At 34.4% G+C, this 22,606-nt stretch carries 22 protein-coding genes, 1 tRNA gene and 1 pseudogene; 12 read left to right on the top strand and 12 right to left on the bottom strand.

The features are described from left to right. Window positions 1-171 precede the first annotated feature (171 nt). Complete coding sequence (locus H3T54_RS06055; protein ID WP_198221487.1) at window positions 172-1,317, bottom strand: glycerate kinase; 1,146 nt, start codon at window positions 1,315-1,317, stop codon at window positions 172-174. Window positions 1,318-1,334: 17 nt separating this feature from the next. Further along, complete coding sequence (locus H3T54_RS06050) at window positions 1,335-2,639, bottom strand: GntP family permease (RefSeq protein ID WP_110447956.1); 1,305 nt, start codon at window positions 2,637-2,639, stop codon at window positions 1,335-1,337. A gap of 430 nt (window positions 2,640-3,069) precedes the next feature. On the opposite strand from H3T54_RS06050, the gene yegQ reads away from it, so the two are divergent. Beyond that, entirely contained in the window at window positions 3,070-4,407 is a 1,338-nt protein-coding gene (gene yegQ / locus H3T54_RS06045; protein WP_198222006.1) for a tRNA 5-hydroxyuridine modification protein YegQ, read from the top strand. Between the two features lie 78 nt (window positions 4,408-4,485). Here the strand turns inward: yegQ and proA are convergent, their stop codons facing one another. The 5 genes from proA to gpt all read right to left on the bottom strand — a co-directional run bounded on the left by proA (window position 4,486) and on the right by gpt (window position 9,673). Continuing rightward, complete coding sequence (gene proA, locus H3T54_RS06040) at window positions 4,486-5,739, bottom strand: glutamate-5-semialdehyde dehydrogenase (protein ID WP_198221485.1); 1,254 nt, start codon at window positions 5,737-5,739, stop codon at window positions 4,486-4,488. A 10-nt stretch (window positions 5,740-5,749) separates the two neighbouring features. Beyond that, window positions 5,750-6,280 (bottom strand): hypothetical protein, encoded by a 531-nt coding sequence (locus H3T54_RS06035; protein ID WP_110447954.1) that lies wholly within the window; start codon window positions 6,278-6,280, stop codon window positions 5,750-5,752. A gap of 437 nt (window positions 6,281-6,717) precedes the next feature. Next, window positions 6,718-7,827: a glutamate 5-kinase gene (proB, locus tag H3T54_RS06030; protein ID WP_198221483.1), complete on the bottom strand. Its 1,110-nt coding sequence runs from the start codon at window positions 7,825-7,827 to the stop codon at window positions 6,718-6,720. 26 nt (window positions 7,828-7,853) lie between these two features. Further along, window positions 7,854-9,110 carry an alpha/beta hydrolase gene (locus H3T54_RS06025; protein WP_198221481.1) on the bottom strand — a complete coding sequence of 419 codons (1,257 nt, stop codon included), beginning with the start codon at window positions 9,108-9,110 and terminating at the stop codon, window positions 7,854-7,856. A gap of 29 nt (window positions 9,111-9,139) precedes the next feature. Further along, window positions 9,140-9,673: a xanthine phosphoribosyltransferase gene (gene gpt / locus H3T54_RS06020; protein ID WP_086364273.1), complete on the bottom strand. Its 534-nt coding sequence runs from the start codon at window positions 9,671-9,673 to the stop codon at window positions 9,140-9,142. Window positions 9,674-9,823: 150 nt separating this feature from the next. Between gpt and H3T54_RS06015 the strand changes: the two genes are divergently transcribed. The 6 genes and pseudogenes from H3T54_RS06015 (at window position 9,824) to serC (ending at window position 17,538) form a co-directional block, all read left to right on the top strand. Continuing rightward, on the top strand, window positions 9,824-11,287 hold the full coding sequence (locus H3T54_RS06015) for an aminoacyl-histidine dipeptidase (protein WP_198221479.1): 1,464 nt from the start codon (window positions 9,824-9,826) through the stop codon (window positions 11,285-11,287). Window positions 11,288-11,488: 201 nt separating this feature from the next. Beyond that, entirely contained in the window at window positions 11,489-12,499 is a 1,011-nt protein-coding gene (argC, locus tag H3T54_RS06010; RefSeq protein WP_198199738.1) for an N-acetyl-gamma-glutamyl-phosphate reductase, read from the top strand. Window positions 12,500-12,572: 73 nt separating this feature from the next. Continuing rightward, window positions 12,573-13,352 (top strand): acetylglutamate kinase, encoded by a 780-nt coding sequence (gene argB / locus H3T54_RS06005; protein WP_198221477.1) that lies wholly within the window; start codon window positions 12,573-12,575, stop codon window positions 13,350-13,352. Between the two features lie 107 nt (window positions 13,353-13,459). After that, window positions 13,460-14,671, top strand: a pseudogene (locus H3T54_RS06000) (argininosuccinate synthase); the annotation flags it as partial. 247 nt (window positions 14,672-14,918) lie between these two features. Continuing rightward, entirely contained in the window at window positions 14,919-16,295 is a 1,377-nt protein-coding gene (gene argH / locus H3T54_RS05995) for an argininosuccinate lyase (protein WP_198221475.1), read from the top strand. Window positions 16,296-16,452: 157 nt separating this feature from the next. Next, entirely contained in the window at window positions 16,453-17,538 is a 1,086-nt protein-coding gene (gene serC, locus H3T54_RS05990; RefSeq protein ID WP_198221473.1) for a 3-phosphoserine/phosphohydroxythreonine transaminase, read from the top strand. A gap of 63 nt (window positions 17,539-17,601) precedes the next feature. Here serC and H3T54_RS05985 read toward each other — a convergent pair whose 3' ends face one another. Beyond that, window positions 17,602-17,961, bottom strand: coding sequence for a DUF4156 domain-containing protein (locus tag H3T54_RS05985; protein WP_110447946.1), 360 nt, complete (start codon window positions 17,959-17,961; stop codon window positions 17,602-17,604). A 220-nt stretch (window positions 17,962-18,181) separates the two neighbouring features. Here H3T54_RS05985 and H3T54_RS05980 point away from each other — a divergent pair. Continuing rightward, a tRNA-Ile gene (locus H3T54_RS05980) sits at window positions 18,182-18,258 on the top strand. A 200-nt stretch (window positions 18,259-18,458) separates the two neighbouring features. Here the strand turns inward: H3T54_RS05980 and H3T54_RS05975 are convergent. From H3T54_RS05975 to H3T54_RS05965, 4 genes are all read right to left on the bottom strand, one after another. Next, a complete protein-coding gene (locus H3T54_RS05975; RefSeq protein ID WP_110447945.1) occupies window positions 18,459-18,731 on the bottom strand; it encodes a hypothetical protein in 273 nt (90 codons plus the stop codon). A 195-nt stretch (window positions 18,732-18,926) separates the two neighbouring features. Continuing rightward, complete coding sequence (locus tag H3T54_RS05970) at window positions 18,927-19,253, bottom strand: hypothetical protein (RefSeq protein ID WP_198221471.1); 327 nt, start codon at window positions 19,251-19,253, stop codon at window positions 18,927-18,929. A 246-nt stretch (window positions 19,254-19,499) separates the two neighbouring features. Beyond that, window positions 19,500-19,634 carry a hypothetical protein gene (locus H3T54_RS11955; protein ID WP_255518841.1) on the bottom strand — a complete coding sequence of 45 codons (135 nt, stop codon included), beginning with the start codon at window positions 19,632-19,634 and terminating at the stop codon, window positions 19,500-19,502. 274 nt (window positions 19,635-19,908) lie between these two features. Next, entirely contained in the window at window positions 19,909-20,553 is a 645-nt protein-coding gene (locus H3T54_RS05965; protein ID WP_198221468.1) for a LexA family transcriptional regulator, read from the bottom strand. A gap of 112 nt (window positions 20,554-20,665) precedes the next feature. On the opposite strand from H3T54_RS05965, the gene H3T54_RS05960 reads away from it, so the two are divergent. From H3T54_RS05960 to H3T54_RS05945, 4 genes are read left to right on the top strand one after another with little or no spacing between them, the layout of a single operon-like run. Continuing rightward, window positions 20,666-20,869, top strand: coding sequence for a helix-turn-helix domain-containing protein (locus H3T54_RS05960; protein ID WP_086364626.1), 204 nt, complete (start codon window positions 20,666-20,668; stop codon window positions 20,867-20,869). Window positions 20,870-20,882: 13 nt separating this feature from the next. Further along, a complete protein-coding gene (locus H3T54_RS05955) occupies window positions 20,883-21,104 on the top strand; it encodes a helix-turn-helix domain-containing protein (protein ID WP_198221466.1) in 222 nt (73 codons plus the stop codon). Further along, on the top strand, window positions 21,101-21,859 hold the full coding sequence (locus H3T54_RS05950) for a hypothetical protein (RefSeq protein ID WP_198199754.1): 759 nt from the start codon (window positions 21,101-21,103) through the stop codon (window positions 21,857-21,859). The genes H3T54_RS05955 and H3T54_RS05950 overlap by 4 nt, the downstream gene beginning before the upstream one ends. A 2-nt stretch (window positions 21,860-21,861) precedes the next feature. Next, window positions 21,862-22,509, top strand: a complete 648-nt coding sequence (locus H3T54_RS05945) for a hypothetical protein (RefSeq protein ID WP_086364629.1) — start codon at window positions 21,862-21,864, stop codon at window positions 22,507-22,509. The last annotated feature ends 97 nt before the right edge of the window (window positions 22,510-22,606 follow it).

Here is a 22,606-nt window from a genome sequence, read left to right as displayed (position 1 = left end):
TAATAATTTATATCGCATTGATAATAATTTTATTACTATGATTTTTTTGAAACCTGTTAAAATTTTTTAATTATAGCAAACTACAGAGCTTATACTTTATTCGTAAGATTTCATGATTGGGGAATAAAGAATAATCTTTTATTTCCCCATATTTTTAGTTGTCTAGAAATGTTAAATTTGAGCTATATTAATTAAGCGACCAATATTTTCACTGGTTCGTTCAATATTTTTAAACCCATCAGCCAATAGATCCTCGATTTTAGATATCGAAGGGATAATACCGAAAACGGCGTTAATACCTTCTGGATAAAGTTCCTCGATGTTTTCGCCAATCATTCCGGCTAATGCAATAACTGGAATATTGTGTTTTTTGGCCGTTTGGGCAACACCATAAGGTGTTTTACCGAATTTGGTTTGAAAATCAATCCCACCTTCACCAGTAAAACAAAAATCTGCGCCGATTAATTGATTTTCTAAATTACTATACTTGATAACAATATCGATGCCTTTTTCCATTTTACTATTGGTAAACGCCATTAATCCGGCACCTAATCCACCCGCGGCACCAGCACCTGGAATAGTTGCGACATCTTTATTTAGCTGAGATTTTATAATGGATGCATAATGCTGTAAGTTATCATCCAATTGTTTAATCATTTCAGATGTAGCCCCTTTTTGAGGCCCAAATACTTTTGAAGCTCCTTTTTCTCCACATAGAGGGTTAGTGACGTCACTAGCAACGATAAATTCAACTTTATCTAATTGAGGATTGACTTCAGATATATCAATTCTAGCTAAATGCTCTAATGCGCCGCCTCCTTTAGCAATTATCTGATTATTTTTATCATAAAACTTCACTCCTAAGGCTTGTGCCATTCCTGCGCCACCATCATTTGTGGCGCTACCACCAATACCTAAAATGATTTTTTTAATACCATGTTTTAAGCTGGCAAGGATTAATTCGCCCGTACCAAATGTTGTGGTAATCAATGGATTTCGTTGTTCTTTGGGTACAAGATGGATACCGCTTGCTGAGGCCATTTCAATGACCGCAGTCGTGTTATCACCTAGAATGCCATAATAGGCAGTGACTTTGTTACCAAGAGGACCTGTGACTTCACATGTATGTAATGTTCCATTAGTTGCGTCGACTAATGATTGTGTTGTGCCTTCACCACCATCAGCCATCGGTACATGAATATATTTAGCATCAGGAAAAACTTTTTTTAATCCAGATTCGATTGCCTGACATACCTCTTTTGCGGTTAAGCTTTCCTTAAACGAGTCAGGAGCAAGTACAAATGTTTTTTGTTTCATAAAAATTACTCTTAATATTACATAATAAATTGATAGAAAATTGTGGCAACGAGTGTCATAGTGCCACCAACCATAGCTTCATATGGGATCAATTTCATACGTTGTTTAATTGTCATATTCATACTACCACCAGTGACATGGAAGTAGTTTCCTTGTGGTAATGAATCAATAACAGTTGCACCTGTATGCATCATTACAGCTGCACTAATAGCCGGTATTCCTATGTCTGTAATGGTTGAACCAAAAGTCCCAGTTGCTAAAATAACGCCAGTAGATGTTGACGCGGTGGCCGCTGCCATTAATACACCGGAAATTGGTGATAAGTAATAACCTGAGATGCCCATATAATCAATAATATTGATAACTTGAGTAGCTAAGTTTGATGAACCAATTAAACCAGCAATAGCACCTGCACCGACAAGGATGAGTACGGTTGGTGTCATTTTTTCAATCCCGGATTTAGTATACATAGCAATGTTACGATGTTGCCCCATTGCTAACATACCGATGATTCCTGCAACGGGAAGTACATATAGCGCATCTATCTTTAAATTAGCTAATGCTTCAATATGAAAAATATTACCTATAGGGTTGATCATTAATAGCAAAATAGCAGTTACAGGTGCAACGATTGCTTTACTCAGAGAAGGATTGTTATTTTTTTGTTCTGCATCATTTTTTTGCAAAGCAACGACTTCTTCAATAGTTACTTTATCGCCTTTATTTTTGATTAATGAAGCAATTACAACAGTTGCAATTAAACCAAATAGTGCAGGGATAAAACCAGCTATCATTACATCACTTAGACTTAAATTGAAACCATTGGCAACCGCAATAGTATTAGGGTTAGGGGAAATAATATTGCCAGCTTTACCACCACCAGAAAGCGCTAATAATAATGCTAATCGAGAAATCCCCATTTTATTACCAACAGATAAAGCAATTGGCGCAACAATTAATACAGCAACCGGAATAAATACGCCTGATGCAGTAATAATACCGGTGGCTAGTGCTAAAGCGAGTAATGCCTTTTTTTCACCTAATTTTTTTACAACAGCTTGTGCGATTGTTTCAGCTGCGCCTGATTCCATCATCACGCCAGCTAAAATCCCTGCGGCTAATACTCTGATTACGGTTCCCATTATACTTTGTGTACCGGTAGTTAAAATCGAAATAGTTTGTACTAGATTTGCACCTCCAATAAATGCACCTATTATCGCACCAAAAAATAACGAATAAACTGGATTTATTCCGCGTAGAATTAAAAAAATAGCAAGAAAAAGTCCTATTATCGCTCCATACCAACTTATGAATTCAGTCATTTAAATTTTCCTCATTGCTTTTTATGACTATCAAAAAATATTGTTCTAATTTTATTATTGAATTTGTTTGCTAGGCTATGTGGTTTTGCACAAATGTGAGCAATAAAAGCTAAAAAATATTGGGCGTTATAATAGTTTTATGTGATATTAATCACAAATTTAGCGGATTTTGTCTGTATAATCTTGTTTATGTTTTCATTTGATTTTTAAAAAAGAAATATTCCACAAGTTTTAATTAAACTTGCGAAATAACGCCTTATTCAACAATTTATTATTCCTTATTTATAATTGAGATATTGTTGTTCCTTATTATGGTTACAATAAATTTGCCAATCTGATAGCTAAAGCGTAAAATGCCCATCCTATTTTGCTTAACCTATTGCCTTATAAGGTAATACTGACTTGAAATCAGAGGCATTTTTTAATGACAATGTTATATCCAAAACCAGAATTACTTTCACCAGCTGGTTCTCTTAAAAATATGCGTTACGCATTTGCTTATGGTGCTGATGCAGTTTATGCAGGGCAACCACGCTACAGTTTGCGAGTGCGCAATAATGAATTTAATCACGAAAATCTCGCTATTGGTATCAACGAAGCCCATGCTCAAGGTAAAAAGTTTTATGTGGTAGTTAATATTGCCCCTCATAATTCAAAATTAAAAACCTTTATTCGTGATTTAGAACCAATTGTTAACATGAAACCGGATGCGTTTATCATGTCTGATCCTGGTTTAATCATGTTGGTTCGTGAACATTTTCCAGAAATGGAAATTCATTTATCCGTACAATCAAATGCGGTTAACTGGGCAACGGTAAAATTCTGGCACAAAATGGGATTAACTCGGGTGGTGCTATCTCGAGAATTATCTCTGGATGAAATTAAAGAGATCCGTGAAAAAGTACCAGAAATGGAACTTGAGGTTTTTATTCATGGTGCGCTATGTATGGCCTATTCAGGACGCTGCTTATTATCTGGTTATATTAATAAACGTGACTCAAATCAAGGTACTTGTACTAATGCTTGTCGTTGGGAATATAAAGTATCTGAGGGAAAAGAGGACGAAGTAGGGCAGATAGTCCATAAATGCGAGCCGATTCCTGTACAACAAGTTGAACCAACATTAGGTGTTGGTACAACAACCAATCAGGTCTTTATGTTAGAAGAATCTGGTCGTCCTGGCGAATATATGCAAGCTTTTGAAGATGAACATGGTACTTATATCATGAATTCAAAAGATTTAAGAGCAGTTGAATTAGTCGAAGATCTGACAAAGATTGGCGTACATTCATTAAAAATTGAAGGTCGAACCAAATCGTTTTATTACTGTGCTCGAACTGCGCAAGTCTATCGTCAAGCTATTGATGCCGCCAGTGAAGGTAAACCATTTGATCCACGCTTATTGGCGGAACTTGATTCTTTAGCTCATAGAGGATATACCGAAGGCTTTTTACGTCGCCATAAACATGAAGATATGCAAAACTATGTGCATAGTCATTCTGTATCTGATCGACAACAATTTGTTGGTGAGTTTAGTGGTCAACGTCTAAATGGCTTAGCTGAAATTATTGTTAAAAATAAATTTTCAGTAGGGGATAGTGTTGAAATGATGACCCCTAAAGGTAATATGACCTTTATTATTGAACGAATGGAAAATAAAAAAGGTCAACCAGTTCCAGCAGGACTTGGTGATGGTCACATTGTTTATATTTCAATCGCCGAAGACATTGATTTAAATTATGCGCTTTTAATGCGTAATTTTGATTAATCTATTTAACTTATATAACTAATAACTATATAACTATATAACTAACTGTTCAGGTTTATGAATAGTTAGTTATTATCACTACTGACGAATTAAATCTTCGCCATAACCAATCCATTTATACGTTGTTAACGCTTCAAGGCCCATTGGTCCTCTGGCATGTAATTTTTGTGTACTAACTGCAACTTCAGCACCTAAACCGAATTGTGCGCCATCGGTGAATCGGGTTGATGCATTAACATAAACTGCAGCAGCATCGACTAAGTTAACGAATTGTTCAGCATTTACAAGACTACGCGTTAAAATGGCTTCTGAATGACCACTACCATATTCGCGAATATGTTCCACCGCCAATTCCAATGAATCAACAATAACAATATTCAGATCTTTGGAAAGCCACTCTTGTCTTAGTTCATCATCCTCAACGGCAAAAACATTTGCCACTCCAGCATTCAAAATTTTATAAGCATCGGGATCAGCATGCAATATCACCTGATTATCGGCCATGATTTGACTAAGTTTTGGTAAAAAAGTATTGGCAATTTCAGTATGAACAAGTAATGTTTCAACAGTATTACAGGTACTTGGTCGCTGAGTTTTTGCATTAAGTATTATTGATAGCGCTTTATCAAAATCAGCACTTTCATCGACAAAAATATGGCAAACACCAATACCACCAGTAATAACAGGTATGGTTGAATGTTCTCGACAAAGTTTGTGTAATGCTGCGCCACCTCGAGGAATAATCATATCAACATATTTATCAAGTTTAAGTAATTCAGTGATATATTTGCGATCAGGATTATCGATAGATTGAATTGCTGTTTCAGGTAAACCGACTTGTTTTAAAGCTTGCTGAATGATAGCTATGATAGCGGCATTGGTATTAACCGTCTCTTTACCACCACGTAGTATCGCTGCATTGCCGGTTTTTAAGCAGAGAGCCGCAATATCAATAGTCACATTTGGACGAGCTTCATAGATAACGCCAATCACACCTAATGGAACTCTGTGACGTTGTAACTTTAATCCACTTGCTAATGTCGAACCATCAATAACTTGGCCAATTGGATCGGTTAAAGAAACAACATTTCTAACATCATTAGCAATAGATGATAATCGTTCGGAAGTTAATAACAGACGATCGAGTATTGCCTCAGTCAATCCTTGTTCTTTTGCCATAGCCATATCTTTCTGATTAGCATCGAGAATCTTATTAGCATTTAGTTCTAATAAATCGGCGATATGAGATAAAGCCTGATTTTTAATTTTTGTTGTGCATTGTGCTAATTGATATGAAGCAAGTTTGGCTGCTTTACCCATTTCGTTTATCATTGCTTAACCTTTATTGATTTTGTCCACAGAGTTTTTTAATAGATTGCATTTTTTCTAAATATAACTGCTTTTCTGACTCCAACATCATATTTAGGTCGATAACATAATCCTCAATAATATCGTTTGTCTTATATTTTATTATCATGGTATTAGGATTTTTTTCTGAGATATTAATAATATTCTTAAATAGGATACAGGTCATTTTATTTTTATCTTTTCTTTTTAAAAAGACATAAACAATAAAAAACAGGGTAAATAGGATAAGATCCGCAACGGTAAACTGACTATTCCTAATACTAATAAATGTTTTACCCAAAATGATATATTTTTCAGCCCATTGTAATAACAAAAAAACAATCATTAATAATAAAATGAGACCGAGTTGAAAAGGGATTTCGATTATGTGAGAGAATATAAAGAATGCTATAAAGCAGGTAAGTAAAATTATTATAAGTGGTTCAATATATTTACGTCTATAAAAGACTAAATCCTGCTCATCTTTTTGCCATTTTTCGTGATAGCTATTAACTTCAATACTCAATTTTATAAGCCTTTTATCTTATTCATCTGTTTTTTTATTTATCGATAAGATAGGTAATCTATCCAGAACGCTATGTTATATATTAAATCATCAATATATTTTTGTAATTTAACTATGCATTTCTAATTTTACTAAAATAATTCCTCTAAACCCATTTGATTTACTATTGTATCGATTTTATTTTCTAAAGGAGCAGTTTGCTCGATTTTTCTAAAAGCTATTTTTAATGTAATAAAAACTTGTCTAGTTTTATTATAAATCATTTTGTATTATGAAAAATATAAACATGCCAATAATGACCTTATCTGATGTTGGTTTTTGTATAGACAAAAGCCTGATTATAGGCATTATTACTATTAGTAAAAGATAGTACTGAACACAACGCTATAGAGTAAGTTTTTGTAACGATTTGGCCGAATGTCTCTATTCTAAATCTATTATTTAATCAGCATATCATCGCGGTGTACGGCAACAGGACCATATTCATAGCCAATTATTTGGCTAATTTCTTGTGAATGATGTCCAGCTATTTGTCGTAATGCATCACTATTATAACGGCTGACTCCTCGAGCTATTTGCTTACCAGATTTATCACAAATATTAATGACTTCACCACGTGAAAAATCTTTTTCGACTGCGATAATGCCTTTTGGTAATAGCGAACTACCATTATTTAAAATAGCATTAATCGCACCATCATCAAGTATCACTTTGCCTACGTTTGGTGCGCCATATAGCCAATGTTTACGATGTTCTAATGGGGTTTTTTGCGGTAAAAAACGGGTACCAACCGATTGATTATTGACTGCATCAACAATCACATTGGCTTTATTTCCTGCAGCTATAATTACTTCTATGCCAGCACTTCCGGCTACTTCGGCAGCTTGAATTTTGGTACTCATGCCACCGGTCCCTAAACCTGAAACACTATCACCTGCGATACTGCGCAGATCATCATTAATCTGAGTTACTTCTTTTATTAATTGTGCATTGCTATCGCTTCTTGGATCGGCGGTATATAAACCTTCGATATCGGTAAGTAATATCAATTTATCTGCTTCGGCTAAAATTGCGGCAAGAGCTGATAAATTATCGTTATCACCAACTTTAATTTCAGCCGTAGCGACAGCATCATTTTCATTGATCACTGGGACAATATTATTCTCTAACATCGCTTTTAATACATCTTGGGCATTTAAAAAGCGTTCACGATCTTCTAGATCTGCGCGAGTTAATAGCATTTGTCCAATATAAATTTTATATATCGAAAACAGCTGTTCCCAAAGTTGGATTAATTTGCTTTGACCGACTGAAGCAAGTAATTGTTTTGTGGCAACAGTATTGGGTAGGTTAGGATAGTTGAGGTATTCTCGACCAGCAGCAATAGCGCCCGATGTCACGATAATAATTTTATGACCAGTTTGATGTAAATAAGAACATTGTCGAATCAGTTCTACTATTCTCGCACGGTCTAACTGTTTAGTTCCTCCAGTTAAAACACTGGTACCGAGTTTAACAACGACAGTTTGTTGTTTTTTATTATTCATAACAATACTCTTATTTAAATTAGCTATTACAAAATAGACTCCATCCATTTAACTGATTGAGCAAAGGCGTTTTGTAAACCTTTTTGCAATGGTGTTTTGGGGATTGTGACAATTTTGCTTTGTTTTGCTGATTGAATTAATTTCGCTTCACTCAAATTACTTAATTTATCATCTTCAAAGATAATATTCATAACTGGTATAGGGCAAGAATGGGTTAATAATCCTTGATTCTTAAGAGAAAAATAATTCAATTCGGCTGCTAATTTTTGATTTGATACAGAAGTTAAACCTAAACGACTGGCTAGCATATCTTTATAGCTATTAGGTAGATTTTGTTGTAATGCCTTATCAACAAAAAGTTGGTGTACAAATGGAGTAAAATTAAATAATCCTTTAATTTTATTAGGCATTAGATAAGCAAGCCGTGTTGCAATATGTGAACCAAAGCGGAACCCAGCAACAATCATTCGATTGCTATCTACCCATGGAACCGATGATAGTTGTTCGATCACTGCTTGATGAATTTGGCTACTATTTTGGCTCAATACAAAATTACGACTATATCCAACGGTTGGTAAATCGACAGTTAACATAGCAAAACCTTGTGGAGCAAGATATTCACTAAAGTAACGATAATAATCAATTTGTAAATTACCTAAACCATTGCAGACTAAAACAACAGGACAAACACTACTATTACTATTGTTTGGTAAATGCAAAATGGATTTAATAACCCGATTTTCAACTTTAAACTCTAACTGCTTGGTTGAATAAGGTGAATATTCAAGTGCCTTCATATACGATTGATAGGCACAGGTTTGAGCATACATCGCTAGCTCATCATTCTTAAAATGAGGATAACTGGCAATACTGGCGTATTCGCTGGCAATGAGATAATCCTGATATAAACTATTTTTCGATTCTTCAGTTAAATTAGATTGAGCAACATTATCAGCTTTAGCTTGCCACATTGCAGCTTGATTTAAAAACTCATATATCCAGTTGCCAGATTGATAACCAATAACTGAATCCAACCATTTATCATTAGTATGGCGCTTCGTTGAAATAGCGATTCTTGATAAAACCGCTTCGATTTCTAACTTAGGAAGACCGCGCCAATACCATAAAAGAGGGTTAATGATTCGATACCATTTTGAATCAATTTCACCATCAAGAGGACTAATACTGCTGCCATTGCTACTATCAAGACGATTGATTAGCGACGATGTTTCAGGGTAGTCATATTGTGGTTTAAATATCTTTTCAGAAAGGTTTTCAGTCATAACCATAGCAACCTAGTTATATTTAACAATTATTTATTATCACAAATTGGTTTAACAAACATGACACCAGTATCCCATGGTTGTTCAATCCATGTATCTTGTGCGATGTCGACAACATAATCATCAACTAATGGTTTACCTGCTGGTTTAGCAAAAATAGTTACAAAGTGCGCCTTAGGATACATTTCACGAATGGTATGTGCAGTGCTACCAGTGTCAACTAAATCGTCAACAACAATAAAGCCTTCGCCATCACCGTTTGCTTGTTTTAAAATTAATTTTTCACGTTGATGATCATGATCATAGCTAGAAATACAAACTGTATCGACATAACGAATACTAAGTTCACGAGCTAGAATAGCTGCTGGTACTAAGCCACCACGACTAACAGCGATGATGCCTTTCCATTGATTGGCGGGTAATAATCTCTCAGAAAGCTGACGACCATAAGCTTGTAACATTTCCCAAGTGACATTGAATTTTTTCTTCTCAGCGATAAGTTCTGCTTTATGCTGTTTTTTTGCTTTGATTTCTTCTTCTGTTAAAGTTTGTTCTATTGACATGTGTAACCTGCAATTTTAATCGAATATACGAATTTAATAAATTAATATTAATGGGCTAAAAATAGATGTAAAATTGCACCTTATTATAGAGTGGTTAGATAAAAAAAACCACTTATTAATTCGTTACCCACCTAATATTGAGGATAAAATATGCTATCGACCTTAAATCCAAAATTTGTTTGGCAGATTTTTAATGATATTTGTAAAATTCCCCATCCTTCACATCATGAACAAATGATAACTAAATATATAGTCGATTTTGCAGCCACTCATCATATTGATTGTCAGCTAGATAAAGCCGGTAATATTTTGCTGCGTAAAGCTGCATCTAAAGGTATGGAAGATTGTCCATCAATTGCTTTGCAAGCTCATATGGATATGGTTCCGCAAAAAAATGAAGGTACTCAGCATGATTTTCTTGTTGATCCAATTCAAGCTTATGTTGATGGTGATTGGGTCAAAGCTAAAGGAACCACATTAGGTGCAGATAATGGCGTAGGTTTGGCATCAGCCTTGGCGGTATTAATTGATCCTTCAGTTGAACATGGCCCTCTTGAAGTATTAGTTACTACTTCGGAAGAGACGGGGATGCATGGCGCTTTCGGTCTACAACCTAATTGGTTGAAAAGTCATTATTTGATTAATACTGATTCTGAAGATGAAGGCGAAATATTTACTGGCTGTGCTGGAGGTGTTGATTTTACGACCAGTTTTGCCATCACATATGCGGTAATGCCAGAAACACATGATTGCTATATTCAACTCTCGCTAAAAGGTTTGAAAGGTGGTCATTCTGGTTGTGATATTCATCTTGGCCGCGGTAATGCAATAAAATTACTGGCAAGATTTTTAGCGGAATATGGACAAGATATCTCATATCGATTAGCAGATATAAGAGGTGGTTCTTTACGTAATGCAATACCTCGAGAAGCATTTGCTGAATTAACCTTAAATAAACAAGATTTGCCAAAACTAGAACAGATTATTAACCAATATAAATCTATTTTACAAAATGAGTTTGGACAGGTTGAACCCAATATAGAATTAACCTTAAAAGAGGTTAATAGTGATCATATTAAACGAGTCATCGCCGTTGAACAGCAAAGTAAAATTATCAATTTATTAAATGTTGCGCCAAATGGTGTGGTGAGTATGAGTAGCCAAATTCATGGTGTTGTTGAAACATCTTTAAATCTGGGGATTGTAAGTATTAGCGATAATCAACTGAACGTTAATTTCTTAATCCGTTCTCAAGTTGATAGTGCGAAAGATGCAGTCGTTGCAACATTAATCTCGTTAAGCCAATTAGTGAATGCCAATTACGAAATTAGTGGTGGCTATTCGGGCTGGGAGCCTAATTTAAATTCTAGTCTTTTACAATTAGCTAAAGATAAATATCAAGAGATTTTCTCTAAACAAGCAAAAATTATGGTGATCCATGCTGGATTAGAATGTGGTCTATTTAAACAGTCTTATCCGGATATGGATATGATATCCATTGGCCCGACAATTGTTTCACCTCATTCACCTGATGAAAAAGTTAATATTCAAAGTGTTTATCGTTATTGGGAACTACTCATAGCAATCTTAAAATCTGCCAGCTATCTAAAATAATCATTAATCCTCCTCCTACAGATCTAATGTGTAGGAGGATGACATTTTCACCTCACTGCTAAAGTTTAAAATCGTGGCAGTAATTGTCTTTTTTGAAAATAAATTCACAAAAAGTGAATAAAAATTCAATTTTCTCTTGTTTTGTTGGTTTAAATCGCCTACTATACTGCATAAAAATCTGAATGATAGATAAGGAAAGATATGTTAAAAGCAATAATTGTTGGGGCGAGTGGTTATGCAGGTGCAAAATTAGCTTACTATTTAACAAAACATCCAAATATTGAATTAGTCGCTTTAACGGTATCAGAAAATAGCCTTGATGCAGGTAAACTTATTTCTGATAGATTTTTATACCCGCAATTGAAAGGTGTTGTTGATTTACCTTTAATTGCTACGGCTGATTATTCTTCTCTTATCAAAGATATTGATATTGTATTTTTAGCTACTGAACATTCTGTTAGTCACGATATCGCACCATTTTTTCTTGAAAATGGTTGTACAGTATTTGATTTATCGGGTGCGTTTCGAGTCAATTCTCCCTCGTTTTATACTCAATTTTATGGTTTTGAACATCAACATCAACAGTGGTTAGATAAAGCTGTTTATGGTTTAGCTGAATGGAATTTTGATGCGATAAAAAATGCGCAATTAATCGCTGTACCAGGTTGTTATCCAACCGCATCGCAACTGCCACTAAAACCGTTAATTGAAGAAGATTTACTAGACAAAAGGCAATGGCCTGTCATCAATGCTGTGAGTGGCGTTAGTGGTGCAGGCCGTAAACCTTCCACAAATAATCTATTTTGTGAGGTCAGCTTACATGCTTATGGCATATTTACTCATCGTCATCAACCTGAAATTGAGACACATTTAGGGCAGGAAGTTATTTTTACTCCTCATTTAGGTTGTTTTAAAGACGGTATTCACGCGACTATCACCTGTCAGGTGAAAGAAGGGGTGAGTGAGGAAGATATTCTTACCGCATTAAATAAATATTATGATGATAAGCCATTAGTAAGAGTTTACCAAAAACAATGGCCAGCCCTAAAATCGGTAATTGGCTTACCTTATTGTGATATTGGTTTTGTGCTTAAAGGCCAACATCTGATTTTAATCTCTGTGGAAGACAATTTATTAAAAGGTGCAGCTGCGCAAGCAGTTCAATGTATGAATATTCGATTTGGTTTTGATGAAACAACAGCCTTATTATAAAGATAGATAATAATTTGTTAATGATGACAAGTTTATATCAGTGAACATTTATTAGCGTGAATAGGAAATAAAAATGAAACCATTGATTATTAAGTTTGGCGGTGTATTACTCGATAATAAAGATGCATTAAGTAAATTATTTATTGTTATTAGCGAATACAAAAAAAATTTTAAACGTCCTTTAATTATTGTTCATGGTGGTGGTAGTGTGGTTGATTCATTAATGGATCGACTCTCCTTACCTGTTGTTCGACGTAATGGTTTACGCGTTACACCGGCAGATCAAATAGATGTCATTGTTGGTAGCCTTGCTGGTAGTGCGAATACCACAATTTTGTCAGAAGCTAAAAAATTACAAATAGCTAGTATTGGACTCTGCTTAGCCGATGGTGATAGCGTAAAAGTTAAGCAAATTTCTGAAGAGTTAGGTTATGTCGGTGAAGCTGAACAAGGCGATCCGGCCTTAATCAATTTACTCCTTAATAATGGTTATTTACCTATTGTTAGTTCAATTGGGATTACCGATGAAGGCAAGATGATGAATGTCAATGCCGATCACGCAGCTGTTGCCTTGGCAAAAACTTTAAATGCAGATTTAATTTTACTATCTGATGTATCTGGTGTTTTAGATGAAAACAAACAATTAATCGAATCGTTAACACAAGCTGAGGCAGATCATCTAATTGCTCAAGGAACTATTACCGATGGAATGATCGTGAAAGTGAATTCTGCATTTGAAGCGGCTAAAACATTAGGTCGACCAATAGATATCGCTAGCTGGAAAGAATCAGATAAACTCATTGAATTATTTAATGGAAAATCAGGCATAACGGGTACAAGAATTATTGCTTAAATATAAATCAGTCAGTATATTAAACAAGTATATTTATTGTTAGATATACTTGGCTTAGTGTTTAAAACATTTATTTTTTTCGTCAGTAAATTATGAAAGGGTATAACATGAAAAAAAGTGCAACAAAAAAAGTAGTTTTAGCCTATTCTGGTGGCTTAGATACATCAGCTATTATTCCTTGGTTGAAAGAGAATTATGGCGATTGTGAAGTTTACGCTTTAGTCGCCAATGTTGGACAAGATCCTAAAGAACTAAAAGATGTGGAAAAAAAGGCCAAAGCATCTGGCGCAGTAGCTTGTAAAGTTGTTGATTTACGCGAAGAGTTTGTTAAAGATTATGTTTACCCTGTTTTAAAAACTGGCGCATTATATGAAGGAACGTATTATCTTGGTACTTCAATGGCTCGCCCAATCATTGCTAAAGCTCAAGTTGAATATGCATTAGAAGTTGGTGCTGATACCCTTTGTCATGGTGCGACCGGTAAAGGTAATGACCAAGTCCGTTTTGAAACAACTTATACCGCTTTAGCACCACAACTAAAAGTTATTGCACCATGGCGTGAATGGGATTTACGTTCACGTGAAGCGTTAATTGACTATCTAAAAGTGAGAAAAATTCCTACTACAGCAACAGTTGAAAAAATTTACAGCCGTGATGAAAACGCCTGGCATATTTCAACCGAAGGTGGAGTGTTAGAAAGCACTTGGAATCAAGCAAATGCTGATTGTTGGGCATGGACTGTATCACCAGAAGATGCACCAGATGAAGCAGAATTTGTCACTATTGGTATTGAAAAAGGCGAAGTTGTTGCCGTTAATGGAAAAAAATTATCACCATATAACTGTGTTGCAACGTTGAATAAAATTGGTTCAAAACATGGTGTAGGTCGAGTAGATATTATTGAAAACCGTTTAGTCGGCATCAAATCGCGTGGTTGTTACGAAACCCCTGGCGGAACTATCATGATGACTGCGTTACGTGGTTTAGAACAACTGATCTTAGATCGTGATAGCTTCAAATGGCGTGAACAACTTGGTTTAGAAATGGCTTATGTTGTTTATGATGGTCGCTGGTTTGCACCATATCGTCGTTCTCTTCAAGCCGCTGCAGAAGTGTTAGCAGAAGATATGACTGGTGAAGTTGTAGTTAAACTTTATAAAGGTAATGCAACCGCAGTACAGAAGAAATCACCAAATAGCTTATATAGCGAAGAGTTTGCAACGTTTGGTGAAGATGAGGTTTACGATCACAGTCATGCCGGTGGCTTTATTCGTCTATTCTCTCTATCTTCACGCATCCGTGCTTTAAATGAAGGTAAGAAAAATCAGCCGACTAAAAAAGCTAAATCGGCAGCGAAAGAAACCACAAAATCAAAAAGTAATACTAAAACTAAAAAGTAATTTTTAAGACTTTTTAGCTAGATATAAAACCTAATATATACAGACTTAGGTCTGTATATATTTTTCGGTAATATCGTTATAGATAAACTTATCATTAAAATTATTAAAAAAACGATTGATTTTTAATCGTTTAAGATTGATTTGAAATAAAACATTTGAGGTGATTATGGCGTTATGGGGTGGGCGTTTTAGCCAGGTAGCAGATCAAAGATTTAAACACTTTAATGATTCTCTGCGCTTTGACTATCGGCTTGCAGAGCAAGATATCATTGGATCAATTGCATGGTCGAAAGCATTGGTCACTGTGAACGTTTTATCTCATGATGAACAACAACAGTTAGAACAAGCGTTAAATGAATTATTGAGTTCGGTACAACAAGATCCGCAGCAGATCTTACAAAGTGACGCTGAAGATATTCATAGTTGGGTAGAACAAAAACTAATAGAAAAAGTCGGTGATTTAGGTAAAAAACTTCATACAGGTCGCAGTCGTAATGATCAGTCAACTACCGATCTAAAATTATGGTGTAAAGATGAAATTGCTCATCTTATCTCTGCTATCAATCAATTACGTAAAACACTGGTGTTAACTGCAGAACAACATCAAGATGCGGTTATGCCTGGTTATACTCACTTACAACGTGCTCAACCAATAACTTTTGCGCATTGGTGTTTAGCGTATTATGAAATGTTAACGCGTGATGAAAGTCGTTTACAAGATACTCTAAAACGCTTGGATGTTAGTCCTTTAGGCTGTGGTGCTTTAGCTGGTACAGCTTATCCTATGGATCGTGATATGTTAGCCAACTGGTTAGGTTTCGCAACTGCAACCAATAATAGCTTGGATACGGTGTCTGATAGGGATCATGTGCTTGAACTACTCAATAATGCATCAATCGGTATGGTTCATTTATCACGTTTTGCTGAAGATTTAATTATTTTTAATAGTGGTGAAGCGGACTTCGTTGAATTATCTGACCGCGTTACTTCAGGATCTTCATTAATGCCGCAGAAAAAAAATCCAGATGCATTAGAATTAATTCGCGGTAAAGCAGGGCGAGTGGTTGGCGCATTAACAGGAGCATTAGTCACATTTAAAGGATTACCTCTGGCATATAATAAAGATCTACAAGAAGATAAAGAGCACTTATTTGATGCACTTGACAGTTGGCAAGCGTGTTTAGATATGGCGGTATTAGTACTTGAAGATATAAAAATCAATTACCAAAATTGTCAAAGTGCTGCTAAACAAGGTTATTCTAATGCGACAGAACTTGCTGATTATCTTGTGGTTAAAGGCATTCCATTTAGACAAGCGCACCATATTGTTGGTGAGGCGGTAGTAGGAGCGATAGCGAAACAAAAAGCATTAGAAGAGCTAACTATAGATGAATTAAAACAATACAGCCAAGTCATTGAGGATGATGTTTATTCTATATTATCTTTAGAATCTTGCTTAGCGAAACGATCTGCAAAAGGTGGTGTATCACCGCAACAAGTAAAATTCGCTATCGAAAACGCTAAACAGCAACTAGCTCTTTAAATTTCATTTTCTTTGCGACAAATGCCGACTATTGTCGGTATTTTTATGCTTCAAAAACCCCGTTCCTCAAAATTTTTTGCTAAAAATCTGATTGTATATTGGTTCATAGAGTGTAAAAATAGATTTTCTATTTTTTGATGGATGAAAGTGAATCGCAATGAGTAAAAGTTATAATTTTAGTGCAGGCCCAGCCAAACTACCGGCGGATGTTTTAAAGCAAGTACAAGCTGAATTATTAAATTGGCAAAACACCGGTGCATCGGTGATGGAACTAAGTCATCGAGGTAAAGAATTTGATGCATGTGCGATTGAAGCAACTAATGACCTTCGTGATCTTTTAAATGTACCAGAAAATTATAAAATCTTATTTTGCCAAGGTGGAGCTAGAGCTCAGTTTGCTGCTGTACCATTAAATATTTTAGCTAATAATACTCACGCTGATTACATCAATAGTGGCTATTGGAGTCAGTGTGCAGCGAAAGAAGCAGCAAAATATTGTAATGTAATTGAGCAAAATGTAGTTATCAAAAATGCAGGAATAACCTCGATCAAACCAATGTCTGAATGGCAATTAAGCGATAACAGTGCTTATGTTCATTATTGTCCCAATGAAACCATTGATGGCGTTGAAATATTTGAACAACCTGACTTTGCCGATAAAACTGTCGTAGCAGATTTATCTTCTTGTATTTTATCACAACCTATCGATGTTAAGCGTTACGGTATTATTTATGCCGGTGCACAGAAAAATATCGGCCCATCCGGAATTACTATTGTCATTGTTCGTGAAGATCTGATTGGTTATGCGCAAAAAGTCTTACCTTCGGTACTTGATTACAAAATATTATTAGATCATGATTCAATGTTTAATACTCCACCAACTTTTGCTTGGTATATGTCAGGTTTAGTCTTCAAATGGATTAAGAGTTTAGGAGGCTTAAGTGCGATGCAACAACGAAATCAAGCAAAAGCACAATTACTTTATCAATTTATTGATCAGTCTGATTTTTACCGCAATACTGTAGCGGTAAACAATCGTTCCATTATGAATGTAACCTTTTTATCGCCAAATGAAGAACTCGATAAAAAGTTTGTTAGTGAGGCTACTCAAGCGAATATTATTGGCATTAAAGGTCACCGAATTGCAGGCGGAATGCGCGCATCAATTTACAATGCAATGGAAATTGAAGGTGTCAAATACCTTATTGAATTTATGCAACAGTTTGAAAAGAAAAATGGCTAATTATTTTGGTAAATTTTACTAAAAAGGGATATCAATATATCCCTTTTTTTATTTGCTGATTAGCTATTTACAGCTGAAAACTTCACCAACCATAACAGCATCTGTTGGGGCAATATCAGAAACATATTGTAAAGATGCATCTTGAGCATTATAAATTACGTTACCACCCATAGCTGCAGCCTTATTCATTAAATCAGTTGCTGCATCACGGATTAATTCACTATGCGTTTTTAAGCCAGAAAAGAAGGTACTGCGACGACCTTCAGCTTTACCAATAAATTGACAGGTTTCTGCTGGTTTAGTATCAATAAATTGAACTTGGCGACCAGCCGAGGTAGCTTGATAATCTGAACTACTACAACCATTTAAAAATAATGTCATTGACAGCGCAGCACTAATAAAAAGAGTTTTTTTGATAGACATAATATTTCCTCAACCAATAAACGAACATGAGTAATGATAATATAAAACATTGTATCAGGATAATTGATTAAAAAATATCGCTTATTATAAATGATGCTATTATGACAAATGTCAGCTTAATAATTAACCAAATCAACCTATTTAGTTAATTAATTGTAGCAAATTAATTTTAACTCTATTATAATCGCAACCCTACTAAGTCAGTAGCACATCAAAACATGGCCCCTTAGCTCAGTTGGTCAGAGCAGTCGACTCATAATCGATTGGTCACTGGTTCAAGTCCAGTAGGGGCCACCATTTTACAAATTGATATTAAACAATTTATAAAATTATTCCTTTATTTTAAAGACTAATATCCTGCTAAAAATGTAAAAGTTATCACTATTATGATACGCAAGGTAGATCTAGCAACTAATCTATAGTTATATTGATCAGTTCAATTGTCTCAACATCACTTAAATAAGAGGATTTAAGTACTTTTTTAAAGTATATTTTGTTTATATAAAATTTTTATTAAAATCAAATTCAGCTTGAGAATAGCAAATATCAACAATAAATTGATTGTATATCTCTGCATCAATGTTTTTGCTTTCTAATTTTATTTTTAATAACTCTATAATTTGCCAGTCATTGTCATTAGCAAAATTTCTGATTAGCTCTTCAGCGCGACTCTCTATCCAATCATCACGGGCATCTTGCTTCTCGAAGTTGTTCATCATTCTGCAATATGCATTTTCATGCCAATTTTCTACCACTCTTTGTAACGACATAAATCACCTCGTTGCTATTTGCAAAATCCAATAAAACAAACCAAACATGCTACTTAATGCAACAATAAAAGTGCAAAATAGGGCAAACTTAATTTCGCTATCTGATAGTTGATAATCATTATGAAACCGATCTTTGGTTTTCACTTTGACAAAATCTTTATTAGTCATTGTGTATGTCTCAGAATTATCATTTAACTACAGTTCAAAACTTTCTTTAATTGCCTGTTCAGCGGGGGTGACTTGCCAATGTCCATAATCCTCGTCAAAATAGCCACGCATTAATAATTCGTTAGCAAGCTCTTCAATGAACTCATTATTATAATATTCTGAATATTTATGATTTTTTATAACTTCAGTTAAAAGCTCTAAATATTCCCGTTTCCATTCTTTATAATTCATTTTTTTTAATCCTATAAAAACTATTAAAAGTGAGAAAGACAATGTTAAATGTTCTCTTTCCTGTATCAGAAATTTTTCAAAATCAAGTCTAATAACTAGAAAAGCTTTAATTACTTTAGACATAGTAATTAGTAATCTATTTTAAATTTTTACAGATTGATTTGTTTCGATAAAATTGATTGTACAGTTTTAACTGTTTAAAGTAAACAGTTAAAACTGTTTAAAAGCTGTATTTAAACTAATTGGTTATTTTTTGAACTTTAAGTGTTATACATGCTTAATTCTTAAATAAGATATCAAGAAATTTTAGGTATAAAAAAAGCCCCAAATAGGCCTTAAACTTATTTTTATTTTATTACGCAGATTTAGCTATGGATAATGTAAATTCATATCCTTCATTATATGCATGAAAGCATCTTTATACCGAACATGATCTTCTTGGCTATACGGAATATTAGCTAAAACATAATAATTTTTTGCTTTAGGTATTCCATTTATTTGCATTGAAATATTCATTAAATATAGTTCAAGTTTTAGATAAAAAAGAAGACATCTCCAATAAAATATAGAATTAAAACTACATTAATTCACTTTTAATTCAAAGATATGTTTAGAATACTATTGTGAAAATTAAATGGTTACGTAAAAAATCACCGAAAAATTTAGTTAATAAATTATATTAGTTTTGTTTTTATGATTAGCTTTGGTGTATCAATTACTGTTGAGCTAATAATTTTCTAAGTTATTCTATTTTTAATTTCAGATAAATGCCTTTTTATTATCTTTTACGTCTAAATATTCTATGCTCAACCATAGTGCCAATTATTCTAATCTGTTGTTTTAAAGTGCTCATAGTTGTGTAGTCTGGATTGAGTGGTATGAGTTCAAACTGCATTCTTTCATGCTCGTCATATCCTAATTCACGATATTTTTTAAAAGTTGCCTCTTCATCTCCATTTACAGCTACTACAAATTCACCTGGAAATGGTTTTATAGCTGGATCGATAATAACAACATCACCTTCTTTAAATTCTGGTTCCATTGAATCGCCTTTTATTTTTAGTGCAAATGCTTTATTTGATAATTCTAATGATGTCATAATATATTCAAATCCAGTTGAATCGCTAAGTTCACACGACTCTGTCCATACTCCAGCTTGCACGTAGCTTATTAATGGGACTTGATGGGCGTGAATTTCTATTTTTTCTACGTTTATTACATCTTTTTCTTTTCCACTTAATAACCATGCCATATCACATTTTAAAGCTACTGAAATTTCGTATAAGTGTCGAGGCTTTTTAACGCTACCACTTTCTATAGCTTGGTAGGATTGTTGTTTAATTCCTACTTGTTCTGCAACTTGTTCTTGGGTTAATCCCAATTCTTCGCGTCTAGCCCTAATTCTTTGACCTAGGTTATTCATTTTAAAAGTCTCCCTTTATGATTAATAAAATAATACAGATAAATCTGTAATTGACAAACAGAATAAACTGTTATTTAATACAGTTATAACTGTATTTTATGTTGAGGTTTAAATGACAATCGGAGAAAGAGTTAAGAAGAAAAGAATCGAACTTAATATTAGCCAAGCGTCATTGGCTGAATTAGTTGGAATGAAACAACAATCAATAAGTGATTTAGAGGCTGGTAATATTGAAAAACCAAGAAATATTGTCGAGATAGCAAATGCTTTGAATTGTTCTGTTGAATGGTTGTATTACGGCACTTCAAATATTTAAGGTAATGATAAAGATGCTAAACAATAAAAAAACACTAAGCCAATGCGAAAAAATATTGATCCATTTACAAACTGGAAAATCAATTAGTCCAGACCAAGCATTAAATTTATATGGTTGTTTTAGATTAAGTGCTCGCATTTATGATCTAAAGAAACCTGGATTTGACATTGATAGTCGTTTAGTTCATGAGAATGGTGTTCAGTACGCTGAGTATTCGATTAGAGGTGTAAATTGAAAGCAACCGATTATCTTCTAACAATGGGTAACCCCATTGCCTACTATCCAAAGTTGGCTAAACCTTTGGGTGGGATTAGTTCAGCCATTCTTTTTTCACAACTATTTTATTGGCAGGACAAAGCGACTTCTGATTTAGGTGTATATAAGACGCGTGATGAATTAGAAGATGAAACAGGTCTAAGCCATAACGAACAAAGAACGGCAATTAAAAAGTTATGTGAAAGAGGTGTTTTAATTGTTACTGAAAAGCGCCTACAACATAAAACTTATTACAAAATTAATAATGAAAAAGTGAATAAAGTTTTAAGGAATTTCGCCAAATTTATGATTGAGTTACCACGAGATATAAACAGTACTCATCTCGAACTCGACATTGTAGATGCCGAGATGGCTACAAAATCAAGTTCGTTAGATCAAGAGATTACGACAAAGACTACTACAAAGATTACTACAGATATTATTGTGGCTAAGTCGCAAAAGCAAAAACGAGCATGTCAAATTCCTGATGATTTTGAACCAACAACTAATCATCAAGATATAGCAGTTAACGAAAATATCAATTTAGATAACGAATTTATAAAATTTAAAGACTATTGCTTGGCTAACGGGAAAAAATACATTGATTGGAACGCTGCATTTAATAACTGGTTACGTAATGCAGGTAAATATCAACGGGCTAGTCCAAACAACAAAGCTAATTTTATGACACTTGCCGAACGTAACCGGGCGGTTCTAGAGAGTATGAGGGGGTAATCATGGCAAAAATTACAGATGAGTTTTTAGCTGTTATTGGTGGATTGCTTGAGCTTTATGGACAACAAGCAAGCACTACCAAAGTTAATATTTACTGGTCAACAGTAGGGCAATATCCGATTGAATCATTGCGTAAAGCCGCTAATGTTTGGGTTCGTAAAAGTGAATTTATGCCAAAACCGGCTGATTTGATTAAATTAATGGGTGGAGCTGGTAATCATTTATCTCCAGATGAAGCCTGGTCAATAGCGATACTTGCAAGCGATGAAACTAACACTGTTGTATGGACAAACGAAATAGCCAAAGCATGGTCTCAGGCGGAAATTGTTTATTGTAATGGTGACAAAATCGGTGCTAGACGAACATTTATTGAGGCTTACGAGCGATTAGTAAATGAATCAATGATGTATTGCCGTCCTATAGAGTTCTTTGTATCTCTTGGTAATGATAAATCAAGGCGAGTTGACGCTATTAATCACGCTGTATTTACCGGTTTATTAACTAAAGAAAGGGCTAATTATTATCTGCCGAAACCAGAAAATACTATTGCCATGATCGAGTATAAATACGAACAAAGCGTATCTGATAAGAGCATGTCACACATCGCCAACATTAAACAAATGTTAAAAACAGGTTATGTCAGTATTTAATCAAGATTCACAGATGGCAAGACAAATGTTAATCAAATTATTAATTATTGTGAATAGTATTATTGGCCGATCAAAAGTAGGTGTTAGCTGTTTGCTT

It is taken from the genome of Gilliamella sp. B14384G10 (assembly GCF_016101685.1).
GTDB lineage: Bacteria > Pseudomonadota > Gammaproteobacteria > Enterobacterales > Orbaceae > Gilliamella > Gilliamella apis_A.
This window is presented reverse-complemented; position numbering and strand designations above follow the sequence as displayed.

Excerpts from the sequence above, each read along its gene's own strand:
- H3T54_RS06055 (WP_198221487.1), bottom strand. The coding sequence starts at position 1,317 with ATGAAACAAAAAACATTTGTACTTGCTCCTGACTCGTTTAAGGAAAGC.
- H3T54_RS06050 (WP_110447956.1), bottom strand. The coding sequence starts at position 2,639 with ATGACTGAATTCATAAGTTGGTATGGAGCGATAATAGGACTTTTTCTT.
- yegQ (WP_198222006.1), top strand. The coding sequence starts at position 3,070 with ATGTTATATCCAAAACCAGAATTACTTTCACCAGCTGGTTCTCTTAAA.
- proA (WP_198221485.1), bottom strand. The coding sequence starts at position 5,739 with ATGATAAACGAAATGGGTAAAGCAGCCAAACTTGCTTCATATCAATTA.
- proB (WP_198221483.1), bottom strand. The coding sequence starts at position 7,827 with ATGAATAATAAAAAACAACAAACTGTCGTTGTTAAACTCGGTACCAGT.
- H3T54_RS06025 (WP_198221481.1), bottom strand. The coding sequence starts at position 9,110 with ATGACTGAAAACCTTTCTGAAAAGATATTTAAACCACAATATGACTAC.
- gpt (WP_086364273.1), bottom strand. The coding sequence starts at position 9,673 with ATGTCAATAGAACAAACTTTAACAGAAGAAGAAATCAAAGCAAAAAAA.
- H3T54_RS06015 (WP_198221479.1), top strand. The coding sequence starts at position 9,824 with ATGCTATCGACCTTAAATCCAAAATTTGTTTGGCAGATTTTTAATGAT.
- argC (WP_198199738.1), top strand. The coding sequence starts at position 11,489 with ATGTTAAAAGCAATAATTGTTGGGGCGAGTGGTTATGCAGGTGCAAAA.
- argB (WP_198221477.1), top strand. The coding sequence starts at position 12,573 with ATGAAACCATTGATTATTAAGTTTGGCGGTGTATTACTCGATAATAAA.
- argH (WP_198221475.1), top strand. The coding sequence starts at position 14,919 with ATGGCGTTATGGGGTGGGCGTTTTAGCCAGGTAGCAGATCAAAGATTT.
- serC (WP_198221473.1), top strand. The coding sequence starts at position 16,453 with ATGAGTAAAAGTTATAATTTTAGTGCAGGCCCAGCCAAACTACCGGCG.
- H3T54_RS05985 (WP_110447946.1), bottom strand. The coding sequence starts at position 17,961 with ATGTCTATCAAAAAAACTCTTTTTATTAGTGCTGCGCTGTCAATGACA.
- H3T54_RS05975 (WP_110447945.1), bottom strand. The coding sequence starts at position 18,731 with ATGTCGTTACAAAGAGTGGTAGAAAATTGGCATGAAAATGCATATTGC.
- H3T54_RS05970 (WP_198221471.1), bottom strand. The coding sequence starts at position 19,253 with ATGTCTAAAGTAATTAAAGCTTTTCTAGTTATTAGACTTGATTTTGAA.
- H3T54_RS11955 (WP_255518841.1), bottom strand. The coding sequence starts at position 19,634 with ATGCAAATAAATGGAATACCTAAAGCAAAAAATTATTATGTTTTAGCT.
- H3T54_RS05965 (WP_198221468.1), bottom strand. The coding sequence starts at position 20,553 with ATGAATAACCTAGGTCAAAGAATTAGGGCTAGACGCGAAGAATTGGGA.
- H3T54_RS05960 (WP_086364626.1), top strand. The coding sequence starts at position 20,666 with ATGACAATCGGAGAAAGAGTTAAGAAGAAAAGAATCGAACTTAATATT.
- H3T54_RS05955 (WP_198221466.1), top strand. The coding sequence starts at position 20,883 with ATGCTAAACAATAAAAAAACACTAAGCCAATGCGAAAAAATATTGATC.
- H3T54_RS05945 (WP_086364629.1), top strand. The coding sequence starts at position 21,862 with ATGGCAAAAATTACAGATGAGTTTTTAGCTGTTATTGGTGGATTGCTT.